This window comes from Bradyrhizobium cosmicum (assembly GCF_032290525.1).
GTDB classification, from domain to species: domain Bacteria; phylum Pseudomonadota; class Alphaproteobacteria; order Rhizobiales; family Xanthobacteraceae; genus Bradyrhizobium; species Bradyrhizobium cosmicum_A.
On the sequence record NZ_JASXTA010000013.1, the window covers coordinates 20,389 to 33,730 of the forward strand.

The 13,342-nt window shown below is 59.4% G+C and carries 9 protein-coding genes; all 9 read left to right on the plus strand.

The features are described from left to right. The gene (gene tssF / locus QSV46_RS22890) at positions 1–1,749 is read left to right on the plus strand and encodes a type VI secretion system baseplate subunit TssF (protein WP_314957032.1); all 1,749 of its coding nucleotides are present in this window, start codon (positions 1–3) and stop codon (positions 1,747–1,749) included. Then, a complete protein-coding gene (tssG, locus tag QSV46_RS22895; protein WP_314957035.1) occupies positions 1,713–2,699 on the plus strand; it encodes a type VI secretion system baseplate subunit TssG in 987 nt (328 codons plus the stop codon). Before tssF ends, tssG begins: the two co-directional genes overlap by 37 nt. Before the next feature lie 21 nt (positions 2,700–2,720). Continuing rightward, positions 2,721–3,110: a hypothetical protein gene (locus QSV46_RS22900; RefSeq protein ID WP_314957037.1), complete on the plus strand. Its 390-nt coding sequence runs from the start codon at positions 2,721–2,723 to the stop codon at positions 3,108–3,110. Next, a complete protein-coding gene (locus QSV46_RS22905) occupies positions 3,111–3,623 on the plus strand; it encodes a papain-like cysteine protease family protein (RefSeq protein ID WP_314957039.1) in 513 nt (170 codons plus the stop codon). A 1,571-nt stretch (positions 3,624–5,194) separates the two neighbouring features. Further along, positions 5,195–6,937: a type VI secretion system-associated FHA domain protein gene (locus tag QSV46_RS22910; RefSeq protein WP_314957041.1), complete on the plus strand. Its 1,743-nt coding sequence runs from the start codon at positions 5,195–5,197 to the stop codon at positions 6,935–6,937. Next, the gene (gene tssJ / locus QSV46_RS22915; protein ID WP_314957044.1) at positions 6,937–7,461 is read left to right on the plus strand and encodes a type VI secretion system lipoprotein TssJ; all 525 of its coding nucleotides are present in this window, start codon (positions 6,937–6,939) and stop codon (positions 7,459–7,461) included. The genes QSV46_RS22910 and tssJ overlap by 1 nt, the downstream gene beginning before the upstream one ends. After that, complete coding sequence (gene tssK / locus QSV46_RS22920) at positions 7,431–8,864, plus strand: type VI secretion system baseplate subunit TssK (protein WP_314957046.1); 1,434 nt, start codon at positions 7,431–7,433, stop codon at positions 8,862–8,864. Before tssJ ends, tssK begins: the two co-directional genes overlap by 31 nt. 14 nt (positions 8,865–8,878) lie before the next feature. Then, positions 8,879–9,760, plus strand: a complete 882-nt coding sequence (icmH, locus tag QSV46_RS22925) for a type IVB secretion system protein IcmH/DotU (protein ID WP_314957407.1) — start codon at positions 8,879–8,881, stop codon at positions 9,758–9,760. Between the two features lie 13 nt (positions 9,761–9,773). Beyond that, positions 9,774–13,334, plus strand: a complete 3,561-nt coding sequence (gene tssM, locus QSV46_RS22930) for a type VI secretion system membrane subunit TssM (RefSeq protein ID WP_314957048.1) — start codon at positions 9,774–9,776, stop codon at positions 13,332–13,334. The last annotated feature ends 8 nt before the right edge of the window (positions 13,335–13,342 follow it).

The following is a 13,342-nucleotide window of genomic DNA, read 5'->3' on the forward strand; positions in this document are numbered from 1 at the left end:
GTGGCCCTTAATCCCTATTACGAGGATGAGCTGTCCTATTTGCGCGAGCTCGGCACTGAGTTCGCTTCAGCCAATCCGAAGCTTGCGCCATTTCTCGGACGTGATGCCACTGATCCCGACGTAGAGCGGCTATTGGAAGGCTTCGCCTTTCTTGTCGCGCGGCTGCGCCAGAAGCTCGACAACGAGTTTCCCGAATTCGTCCACGGCTTGTTGCGGATGGTATGGCCACAATATCTTCAACCTCTGCCGCCCATTACCACTGTCGCCTTTGCAATGAAGCCATCGGCGAGCGCCGCGAGCCTGAACGTACCGGCCGGCACGAGCGTTCGCTCGCGTCCAATTGAGGGAACGAACTGCACGTTCGTCACCTGCTATTCAATTGACGTGCTGCCGCTGCAGATTAGCGACGTTCAGCTCGAGAACCGGACGAATTCGGCTCGACTTATTTTGGTTATCAAGGCAACCGGGCAGCGAGACCTGTCATGTCTTAAGGGTGGTCGGCTCCGCCTCTTCTTCTCGACGGAGCGAGAGCCACAAGTGGGGCGCTATCTGTGGACTTGGCTGTGCCGGCACGTTACGCAGGCAACCGTGACAGTGGCGGATCGACAAGTCGTCACCATCGGGCCCGCACAGATCACACCAATCGGCTTCAGCGATGCCGAGGCGGTTTTGCCCTGGCCGCGCAACGGCTTCTCAGGATTCCGGATCATTCAGGAGTATCTGAATTATCCATCGAAATTTCTTTACCTCGAACTGTCCGGTCTCGAGCCGGTCGGCACCCACACAGAGACGGAATGCAGGCTCAGCATCGAGTTGCAGCGTCCCTTGCCCGCGCACTTGCGCGTGGGGAAGGGCCAGATTTGCTTGAATTGCACGCCAGCAATCAATGTCTTCAGCCACGAGGCCTCGCCGATCCCCTTGAAGCGGACAAAGACCGAATACCGGGTACTTGCCTCCGGTGGGCCGAACTTCAGCATCCGTTCCGTTGACCGGGTGACGGGCTATGTGCAAGGCCACCCCGAACGCACCGAATTTGAACCATTCGACCTGTTACGACACGATCTGCCCGGCGCCGAACCTAACCGCGCTTACTTTCGCGAGCGTATCCGGCCGGCGGTAGTCGGCCGGGGCGTCGATCACTATGTAAGTTTCGTTGACCGGCTCGACATGTGCCAGCATGCGCCAATAGACGTCGCGTCCCTGCAATTGACTTGCTCCAACGGACCCATCGCCGACCGGTTGCCGGTCGGTGCAGTGGATCTGCCGACCTCTGATACGCCTCGCGCGGTCACCTTCTCCAATATCACGACGGTCGTTGCAGAAGTTCCGCCGCCGGTCAATGACGGCCTGTTGCGGCGGCTGACGGCCAATCTGGCGCGCAATTACGGCGCCATAGTCAACGTAGAGACGCTGCGGAGCATTCTTGCCAGCTACGAGTTCCGTGCGGTCTACGACGTTCAGGCGCGTCGGCGCCTGGAGTTGCTGCTCGAAGGCCTCGACCAGTTCGTGACCACCGATACCGATCACGTGGTACGCGGCGCCCCGATCCGAATGCGAAATATTGAACTAGCCGTGGTCGACAGCAAGATCGGCAGCGAGGCCGAATTGTTCCTGTTGGGTTCGGTGCTCGACGCCTTCTTCGCGACCTTCGCCGGCATCAACATGCTGCACCGGTTTTCGGTCCGGGGCACGGAAAGCAACGCACACTACGCATGGCCAGCGAGAATCGGATCGATCACCCCGTTCTGAGCGCGCACGATGAATGGGATGAGCTTTCGGCCTGCGGGTTCTTCTCGCTCGCCGCGCTTCTCGAGCGGCGCTTCAGCGACGCTCCCCCGATCGGATCCACCGAGAATCCCGCGCGTGAGGCGGTGCGCTTTCGCGCGGCGCCGACGCTTGGATTTCCTGCCGAAGAAATCGCGGGAGTGAGGCGGGTCAAGGCCGTCGGCGAGCGCGTGGAGGTAACTCTCAATTTCCTCGGGCTGCACGGCCCTTCCTCGCCGCTGCCGGCCTTCTACACCGAACGCGTCATGGATGCGGACGGCATGGGATCGCTCGGCGACTTTTTTGACCTTTTCAATCACCGTCTGATTAGCCTGCTGCTGCTGATCTGGCGGTACTACCGCCACCATTTGCGGTTCGAGGAGGGTGCAACCGACCCGATCTCGGTGCTGATTGGTGCGCTCTTTGGCTTCATGCCCGCCGAAAACACAGCCAAAGAACGCGAATGGCGCGCACGGCTGCTGCCACACGCCGGTGTCCTTGCATTGTGCAGCCGGTCGGCCCGGCTTCTGGCCGGCGCGATTTCTAGCCATCTAAATATTTCGGCCCGGGTCGAGGAATTCATCTGGCGCGAGATCGATATTCCACCGGAGGCGCAGTGGCGCCTTGGCCGGCGTGGTCTTGAGCTCGGCGTTGATACTCTTGCTGGCGAAACCATGCCGGATGTGGTGGGCAAATTTCGAGTTTGCCTCGGCCCGGTCAACCAGCAGATGTTTCGGTCGCTGCTGCCCAGTTGCGAGACCCACGCCATCCTTTGCCGTCTGATTAGCGTCATTCTGCGCGAGCCTTTGGCATGGGATCTCCAGCTGGAATTAGCGGCCGGGCAGACACCGGAATGGACTCTGGGCGAAGCAGAATTGGGCTGGAGTACATGGATCGACCCGCCCAAGGGAACCGGAGGCCTTGTTCTACTGTGATCGTTTTCAAGTTATTTGCTTATGGTGAAGATCACCGGCGATGACGGGACACCGGACCATGATGGCGTGTCATTGATCGCAGATCGGGTCGCGGTCAACCCGGTTGCCATAGGGTACTGGCTGCGCTCCAACGGCTTCCGCACCGAGCGGATCCTGGCTCCTTACGACCGTGAGCACGCCGTCACCTGCATGCGCCTCTTGGATGCGGATGCAGAGGGCGCGGACTGGCGCGAGGTCGCGGAGATCATGTTGCGCATCGATCCCAGCCACGAGCGGGTGCGCGCCCGCCGGGCTTATGAGAGACATCTGGTTCGCGCCAAGTGTGTGAGTAGGCATGGCTTTCCACGATTGGCGCTAAAGCCGTTCGGCACGCTTTTTGCGTGGTTCACTGGCAAATTGGGAGAACTATAGGTGCTAAACGTAGTGCTGGATGTTCCGCTGGTCGGCCAACAACATGGCTATGACGGTCAATTGAACATGCGACGAAACTATGCCGGAAATATACGACCGCATGGGAATGACAATTGTTGGTATGCTTGCGCTTGTATGCTGTCGTACTACTTTCGCCCGGGGCCTCGGCTGGGGCTGCCGTCCGTTTGGCGGGCTGACGTAGGCATCAACGGTCACCAGTTTGATTGGTTGGCGCGCACCGAAGGATTAGAGAGGCTCGAAGAGCCAGATGACGGATTTACGCGTGATTTTATCGCAGAGACGCTGATCACAAGAGGGCCAATCTGGGCTGCGCTGCGTCTGCCGTCACGCTCCGGGAACGAAATACAACTGAGTGGGCATATAGTAGTGTTGACTGGTCTGATAGGAAACATGTTGTGCTACAATGATCCGTCTTACCCAGCGCGTGGAGTGATTTACTTCTATGATTTTTTATTCGTCGACCTTTTCGTCAAGAATACCGATTGGCTGTGAACACCCCTCCGGGCCGCAGGGCTCTCCGCTGCGAACCCCGAGCGAAGACACCTCAGTCCTGCTTTTGTGTCCGATTGGCGACATGTAAGACCGGAAGCCGCCGCCGAGGGCGCGAGTGGTTGGCCGGGCATGGCGTTAAAGAGCGCTGCTTTTTGCCTCCCTTCATCGCATACGGTTGACGCGAGCGGAACTCAAGCAAATCAAGCGCCCGTCGCTGGCCGAGCTAAATGATGTGTCATGGCGGGTTGACGGCTCGTTCTATCCTTGCCGGGATTGCGTTCTCTCATTCGAGAAGAAACTTGCGTCCTGGGCAGAAGCCGCGCTGCCTTCTCGCAAAGATCACCCGCGACACGGGACGTGGGATCGTCGCGGAGGAGGGCCGAAACCCTGCGCTCCCGGCAAAGGCGTCAACTCGATTGCGACCGGTTGCTCGGGCCAGGTCTTTTCGCGGCTCGACCCAACTGCACGAGGGGCAGCCGCCGTGAGGCCTTGGGCGTCCGTAGCATTGCGGTTGCTAGCTGCGCAATGGTCGCTCAAAGCGGTTTCGCGGGTGACACGACTGGCTTCGCACCAACCGTCGGGATTAGAAAAGGAGGATTAGCGAATGAGGTTTCCGCCATAGCGAGCGCTGTTCTGGATGACAGCGGTGGCGAGGCAGATCATTGCACGGCTTTGTCGCAGCGCGCCGGAGCTCGAATAGCCTTTAGCCTGTCGCGGAACGTCCCGACCAGACGTGGCCCCCCGAAGTGAGCACTTGCTCAGAAACGACGACGAAAATCAGATCCAGGCACTCGATGCCGAGCAGCCAGTTTGCAGATGATGCGTGGGGTGCCGCAGCGATCGTACGCGCGCGATAGTACAACCCTCTTGTTTGCAACACTTGATGTCGCGCCAAGTACGTCATCAACTCATCAAAAAACCTATCGAAGGGATCGAGCCCAGCGCCTGAAGTCACCGACAACGCGGCCGTCGAGAAAGTCGCCAAAGACGTAGATCGCCGGACCGCCGAGCCGTCATGGTCTGGCAGGTCTTCGTCCTTTCATCGATAGAGGATACGATTCCGGTGTCGGACCGCGTGCGTCCGGCGTGGAAGCGACGCTTACCGATTCAGCAAGGATGGACGACACAGACAGCATCCGGTTGAGAATGTCCAGTGTCCGACAGCCGCAGCGCTTCTGTCAGGTTGAGAACACCTGCCGCCTTTCGCCGACCTAAGGTTTTCGACGCGTAATCAGTCGCTTAAATGAGGGCATGCCATTGGCACGGCCGTTGCTATTGAGATCCGGCAACACTGTTTGGCTGAGTACACGCACATGCGTAAGACGAGCGCTGCTCTTCCGTCCTCGGGGCCGCGTGCCTCGATCCTGAGAGAGAATGCCGGCGCGTCCTCCACGGGATCTGAGAACGCACGAAAGATCTTCGCTCTTCGTGCGCTAAACGCGCCCAAACCAGTCAATCAGCTCCACAATAATGGTGCGGAACAGGCAGCGTCAGTGTTGATGCTGCACGGAAGTCTAAAGCGACGATCGGATATTGATGTGCGCTAAGTGAGTGAGCCTGAGGGGGACCGGATGCATCTCATACTCGAAGTCATCGGAGAGCAGGCTGAACCGCTAGGTCGTAACGCTAGACAGGCGTTTGGACCAGAAGGTGGCTCCCTGGGGCGGGGGCTCGGCTGCAACTGGCAGCTTCCCGATCGAACCAACACGCTGTCAGCACGCCACGCACTGATCGCATTTGATGGCATTGGCTTCAACATCACCGACACCAGCACCAATGGTGTCTACATCAACACCGTTGACGCGCCGTTAGGACGTGGCAATACAGCACCGTTGGCCGATGGCGATACACTCTACATGGCGAATTACATCATCTCTGTCATGATTGAGAACGATTCCGTCGAGGAACGACACGGGCTCGGCCTGACAGGCCCGAACGCAGTGCGTCTCGGCGGTGCAACACGGACCTTGCCGCCGCCTTTGCTCGCCCAAGAGTTTCTAACAGCGCATGATTCGACTGGCGGACTATTAGGCGTCGTTGCGAATGTTCAACTCGACCCGTTAATGGCGCCTGCTAACACCGAATTGTCCTCCTATTCAGCCGCGGAAGGGAAGCCGCAAGCCCTCGTTTCGCCACAAGCGACTCATCCGTTGTGCTTGCCTGGAGACGAGACGCTCGCCAACGACACAGGCTCTGTCGAGCCCAATCTGCTGGCAGATATTCCGCCGCGGTCGTCGAGCTCGGCCATCGCGGACGTGCATCCGTTGGGTGCGCCGTTGGGCAAACTTCCGTTAGTTCCGTGGTCGTCCGCGGCCCCACCGCTTGTCGAGCCATCGAATCCGCCTCCACGGTCGCTCTTGGATGAAAGTTGTGCACCGTCGAATGCTCGACCTGCATCAGGCATTCCCGAGGACCTCGACCTCAGCGATCTGTTGCCAGGAGCCGCCTCGGCCCGGACGCCATTGGTGCCATCGCAGCGAGAAAATGCGCGTCTCGATAAATCGAACGAAGCGCCGCACATCGTGCGGAAGACGCTCGCTCCTCCCCCGACGGATGATCTCGAATTACGGGATCCTGGCTCAAGGTCGCGCCCGCTCGGTGAGCGGGACCTTGATCGGTTGGCGAGCCTGAAGGAAGCTGCTGCGCAGCGCGTTGTCGCCGCTCCCGAGCTGAGCAACGCGACAATGAGCAGGGCTCCGCTGTCGCCGGCGGCCTCTCCATCCGACGCAGATGAACTGCAGGCGTTCTGGAACGCGCTCGGATTCAATCCGGATCTTGCGCCACCAGCGCAGCGTCAAGAGTTCTTTGCCGAACTCGGCCGTGCGATCGCGGAGATGGCGGACGGCATGCATTCGATCCTGGCGGCGTGGGCCACGGTCAAGAATGAATGCCAAATCGGGTCGCTGCGGACACACGCTGGGAACGACAACGCATTACAGTTCATGAAGAGCAGTCACGCCCTGCGCGAGGCGCTCGCAAAGGATCGCGGATTCCTGCTGCTGTCCCGGTCTGTGCGCGCGGGCTTCGACGACATCAAGGCGCATGAAGTCGCGGCCATAGCGGCAATGAGGGGGGCAGTCAGCAATGTGCTAACAAACATGAGTCCTCAGCGTATCGAGAGCGACGGTGCCAACATCGGGCTGTTCGGGGCACGCATCACCAAGGCCAAATTATGGGACAGCTTTGTGGAACTGCACGCATCCATGATCAGTGACATTGACCGAACTGCTCGCTCCTATATTGCTGAAGAGTTTGCTAGAAGCTACGAATCGCAATTCTCGGCGCCTGGCCAGAATGCTGGGAAAACGGCGTAATGGCGCCGTCCAATAGACTTCAGCGGTTGTCCGCCGTTGGCGGTGCATTGCTGTTGGCTGCTGCGGCCAGCAGTTGTTCGACTGATAAGAACTCGAAGACGACGCCAATCAAATTCGTGATCGAGGCCGATGAGCTCGTCAATCCAAACGCGCACGGCAAACCGTCGCCGGTTGTGGTCCGTATCTATGAGCTGAAGTCAACGACCAGTTTCACGCAAGCGCAGTTCTTCGAGCTGTTCGACGATGACGCCAAACGACTCGGGCCCGATCTGGTGGCTAAGCGTGAGCTCGAGCTGACCCCTGGCCGTAGAGTCGAGATCGAACGCAACACGCCGATCGAGACTCGAAATGTCGGTGTGATTGCGGGCTTCCGCTCGGGCAACGACGCGCAGTGGCGCGCAACTGCCGAAATCAAGCCCGATCGTGACAACAGGATTTCGGTCAAACTGACCGCGCAGGCTGTTAGCATTGAGGAGGAGGTCAGCCTAAACTGGTGGAAAAATCGTCTGACTGGTTCGTGGTAATCGCATCGGCCGCGGGGCAGATGCATCTTTTTTGTAAACTCAGCGAAGAGGCGCCTGAAATAGTGTCTGCGACAAGCAAACCGATCTGGTCCGAAGGAATGTTGGTGCGGCCGCAGCACTTTCAGCAGTACGACCGCTGGATCGAGCAACTGGTCGAGAACCGCGTTGCTGGTTTGGTCGGCTACGGCTGGGGCGTCCGAAAAATTGCCTTTGATCGCAATCTTCTGGCGCTTGGCCAAGTCGCGCTGACTGAACTTGACGCCATTATGCCCGACGGCACGGCCCTTCGTGTACCCGAGCATGTCCGCCTTCCGATCGGACGAATTCCTCCACCCGCTGCGAGAAACATGCTGGTCAAGATCGCAGTCGGTACACGCCGGCAGGCCGGCAGCGACGTCGCTTCCGGGGATGCACTTGCGCGCCGCCACGATCAGGAGGTCTTGCAGGTCCGGAATGCGAGCGCGCCGGAAAAGGCTCCGATCGACATCAGGGTTGCGCCGCTAATAACACATCTCATGTTCGACGGTGAGGAACATGGTGATCTGATCACGCTTCCTATTTGCTGCATCCGTGACATTGATCCATCCGGCGCGATCACTTTATCCGACACCTACGTTCCGCCAGCCATCGACATTCACGCAGTCCAACCGCTCATCGCGCTGTTGAACGAGGCCAGATCGTTGCTGCGGACGCGCGCAGAGGCGCTTGCTGCGCGCGCGGATCCCTCGCGCGCGACGACAGACGGAGCGGGACTGATAGATCTTATCACTTTGTCGATTGTGAACGGCGCAGAAGCCGTGTTCGACCACTTCGCTGCAACACGTGGGCACCATCCTGAAACCCTCTTCCGCGCGGTGCTTGGTCTAGCAGGGCAGCTGTCGAGTTTCGTTGGCGACCGCCGCCCACCGCAAGAGATGCCTCCCTATCGGCATGAGGATCTCGAGAGCTGCTTCACGCTCTTGGCTGATACTCTGCACAAGCTGCTGTCTGTCGTGATCGAGAGCACGGCAATATCGCTCCCCTTGCAGGATCGAGGCTACGGCATCCTGATTGGCCTGATCACCGACCGTACTTTGTTCCAGAACGCTCGCTTCGTTCTCGTCGCTGTGGGAAGCGTACCGACCGAGAAGTTGCGTAACCAGCTTCCGGCGCAGATGAAAGTAGGCTCGGTCGAGCAGATTCGCGATCTCGTTAATCTTCAACTTCCGGGTGTTCCGATTCGCGCCCTCGCGGTGGCGCCACGCGAGTTGCCTTACATCCAGAATGCCGTCTATTTCGAACTGGACCAGTCGGTGGAGCTGTGGCGCATCCTGCCGCGCTCCGCGGCCTTTGCTTTCCACGCCAGCGGTGACTACTCGGATCTCCACCTTGAGTTCTGGGCCATCCGTGGAAAACGGGCGTGATGGGCTCGAAACAGATGGATGAACCAACAGTCATTGGACGTAGACCAGTCGGTCCAACCCGTAACACTCAAAGCGGGCAACCTTGCGCTTTCGTTCCACCGAAGGTCGCCGCTCCAACGGGTCCTCAAACGTCGTCGCCTGTAGCTGAATCAGACGAGGTATGGGCAGAAGACCATACCGAGATCGTTGGGCAAAATCTCTTCGAGCCAAAGGCAGTGGAGGACACCTTGGTCGCGGCCGCGACACCGCTCCTTTTGGTCGTCGCGCAGCTTCGTGTCGTCAACAATGCCGATATCTCCGCGCTGCGTCGCGGGATTGTCGAGCAAATCCGTCGCTTCGAGGAGCGTGCCACCAAAGATAAAGCGGGCCGCGGCGATATAGGAGCCGCCCGTTACGTGATATGCGCGCTGCTGGATGAGGCGGTGATGACCACGCGTTGGGGCGGTGAAAGCGCCTGGAGTGACAACAGCTTGCTCAACCAGTTCCACAACGAGACGTGGGGAGGCGAAAAGGTCTTCCAGATACTCGAGCGCGTCCAGGCAAAGCCGGCCAAGTACCTCGCGTTGCTTAAGCTCATCAACATCTGTTTGTTGATGGGATTCGAGGGCAAATATCGCGTGATGGATGGGGGTCGCGAGCGGCTTGAAGACCTGCGTTCCGACGTTCAACGTCTCTTGCGGGGCTATACCAGCGCACTACCCGCCGAACTATCGATCCGATGGCGCGGCATCAAAGTACGTACGGGCGTGCGTCCCTACGTGCCATTGTGGACCATCTTCGTCGCCGCCGCCATTGTTATGCTGACGGGCTACAGTTTCGTCCATTGGCGCCTATCCGACGAAGTCGCGCCCATCGAGCAGCTGCTCTTCGTGATCGGGCAGTCTGGGCTGCGTTAATGTGGAGGTGCAGATGTTTGGCGCTCAATTCGCGGCACTCTTCTCGGTTCGAGGCATCACCACGCTGATCGCCTTGATGTTAGTCGACGCGTTCATTTGGGTAGTCGCCCCTTACCTTGACCTGTTCGGTCAACATCCGTTCGGCTCGGTGACTGTTCGCGCGGCCACAATCGCCTGCTTCTTTCTGGCGGTCGTCGTCACCATCTTTGTTCGTTACTGCCTGGCGCGCCGTGCCAACCGGCGGGTCATCAAGTCGCTAATGGAGAGCGAAGGCCTCGTCACGACTTCCAAAAATCGTAGTCAGGAGGAGGTCGAGCTGATCCGCACACGCTTCGAGGACGCGCTGAAGGTCCTGCGCGATAAGGTGTTCGCCGGCAAGAGCGGTCCAAGCTATCTCTTCGAATTGCCCTGGTATGTCATCATTGGGCCATCGGGCGCCGGCAAGACGACGATGCTGCGCAACTCGGGCCTTGAATTTCCGTTGGCCGAACGGCTCGGCGCTCACCCCGTGGCGGGCCTCGGCGGCACGCGAAGCTGCGACTGGTGGTTCACCGAAGAAGCCATCTTGATCGACACGGCAAGCCGTTACACGACCCAGGATACGGATGCCGAGGTCGACCGTGCGGCGTGGCACGGCTTTCTCAATCTTCTCACGTTGCATCGACGCCGGCGGCCGATCAACGGCATCTTGATTGCGATCAGCCTGTCCGATCTCTTGATGCGCGATGATAACGGGCGCAGGCTCGCCCAGTCGATACGATCGCGGATACAGGAGCTTCTGAAGACGTTTGTCATGCGCATTCCGGTCTATGTTGTGGTGACCAAGTGTGATCTCGTGCCTGGCTTCGCTGAATATTTCGACGATCTCGACGAGGAGGGCCGCGCGCAGGTCTGGGGCAAGACCTTTCCTCTCGAGGGGCCGGGCGATCACATTGATGACGTCGTAACCCGTGAGATCGAGGAACTTGCCGAGCGGCTCGAGGGCAAATTAGCCTTTCGCATGCATGACGAACGTAATCCCAACCGTCGTGCAATGATGTATATGTTCCCGAAAGAGTTGCGGAGCATCCGGACCGCGGTCGCCGGCTTCGTGAGCGAGGTCTTCCGGTCGAGCCGCTTCGAAGTGCGACCGATGCTGCGCGGAATCTACCTGACAAGTGCTGCCCAGGGAGGGATGCCGATTGAGAGGATCAGCGCTGCGATCAGAAGGAATTTCGGTCTGCGCGCAATCCTGCCCGCGTCGTCAGTCGGACCGGGAAAGGGATTCTTCATCAAGCAGGTGCTGGCCGACGTGATCTTTGCCGAGCAGGGACTGGTCGGCCGCAATCTCAAACTCGAATGCAAGCTCGCGATGATGCACGGTGGTGGCTATTTCGCGGCGGTCATACTGGTGGTAGCCGCATTGACCCAGTGGTACGACGCCTTCGCCCGCAGCGAAGCGCGCATCGCTGAAATCAAAATGGCCGCACAGACACTGCAAGGGCGCCTCAAGGAAGTACGCGAGCCGCTGGACCTGAAGCAGCTCTTGCCGACGCTCAACGCCGCGCGCCGGCTGCGTCTGGCTGCCGGCGAGAATACTTGGTACACTTGGCTCGGTGCCGTCGGAATTTCGGCGACCCCGGTGCTCGTGCCAGCTGCGCAACAAGCCTATGATCAGATTCTGGTCGATCGCCTGCTGCCGGTTTTTGCCAGCAGGCTTGCCTTTCGCATCGACGAGCTATTGCGTGCTGGCAATGATACTCTGCTGGACCAAGCCAAGGAAATGTTCCGCACGTATTTGAGGCTGAGCGATCCGAGGCATTTTGATCGCGGCAAAGTCGAACAGGCTGCGCGCAGCGAAGTGGCGAATGCATTTGCGCTCGACACGACATCAGCGGGCGAGCTAATGGAGCATTTTTCACGCCTCATCGAGTTGCTGCCGAAGCCCATCACGGGTGACCGGACATTCGTAGTTGCGGTGGGCTCGCGGCTGTTGGAACGCCTCCCGGTCGAACAGATCTACGCCCGGCTTTTGCGCGAAGGCGCTCAGAACACGCAGCTCCGGCCAATCCACCTGGTCAGTCAGCTGGGGGCGGGCCAGCTTGAGGCAAAGCCCCAGACTGTGCTCCCCACTATTGACCAGCAGGAGCGACCTTCTTCGGACGGCACTGCGATCATCCCGGGCATCTTCACACGAGATGGTTTGATCGATTTCGTGCTGCCGCAGCTTCCACTCATTGTCAAAGACGAGCAAAGCGGTGACTGGGTCCTTGCCGGTAGCTCGTTCGACGAGGCGGATACACAGCAGGTGGCGCGCAAGGTCATCGATCGTTATGTTACGGATTACATTCGCATTTGGACAAACGCGCTGAGCAGCGTCCGCGTCGTCAAGTTCGATGATATGCAGGGCGCCTCGGGGATCCTGCGCGGGTTGGCCGGCCCGCAGAGCACCCTGCAGCAGATCATTTCCCTCCTGCGCGACAATACGAACCTGCCGCCGCCCGGAGAGCAGAACGCGGCCAAGGCGGGCGAGACAGCGGTCGGCATATTTTCTGCGGCACTCGGCGACGCAGCCTGGCCGGGAAAACGGATTGTCGAAGCCTTCCGGCCTCTGTTCCAACTCGGCATAGCCGGGGCCTCGGGAGAGCCGGCCGGCATGGATCGCATCCGGGATCTTTTCGGCGGCCTGTATGCAACGGTGGCTAATATCGCGACCGCACCGGATCCCCGCCAAGCCGCATTTCAGCTCCTTCAGCGCCGCGTCAAGGACCCGAACAACGATGCCTTCGGCACCTTGCGCGCCGACTCGGCGCTACGACCCGAGTTGGTCCGCACCATCATGAACGACATCGCGCTCTCAACATGGAGCGTCTTGCTTCAACAGGCGCACGGGCATCTCAATGCCGTTTGGATGCGGAAAGTGGTGCCGGTCTGCCAAACTGGCATCTACCAGCGTTATCCATTTTTCTCGGCAGCGACCGAGGACGTAACATTAAAGGACTTCAGCGATCTCTTTCGTCCCGCAGGCATCCTCGATGACTTTTTTAAGGAATACCTGTCGCCATTCGTCCTCGAGGGCAGGACCGGCCTTGAGTCGGCGACCATTGACGGCGCGGCGGCGCCGATCCATGCGGATGCTCTGGCTCAATTTCAGCGCGCGCGAGAGATTCGCAAGTCTTTTTTCGGCGGTTCTGGCTCCGCACCGGGCGTGAAGTTCAGCATCAAGCCGGTCTACCTCGCTCCCAAACTGCTCCGCGCGACTTTTGTCATGGATGGCAGGGAGATCGTCTATCGTCACGAGCCGTCCCGTGCCTACGACGTTGAATGGCCGACTCGAAACGATGCAAGCACGGCCTCCATCACCCTTGTTCCAGTGGATGGGACTGAGGAGAAGATAGAGCGCTCAGGCCCTTGGGCTCTCTTCCGTCTCCTCGACGCCGCGCGGCCCGTCTCGCGTGGCGCTCCCGACCGCTTCACGATGGCGATCGGTGGATCTGACCGGCCCAATGTAACCTATGAACTGCGGACGGAAAGCGTAAGCAATCCGTTCAGTTTGCGCGTCCTTCGTTCGTTCCAATGTCCGGATCACCTGTAATAGGAGCG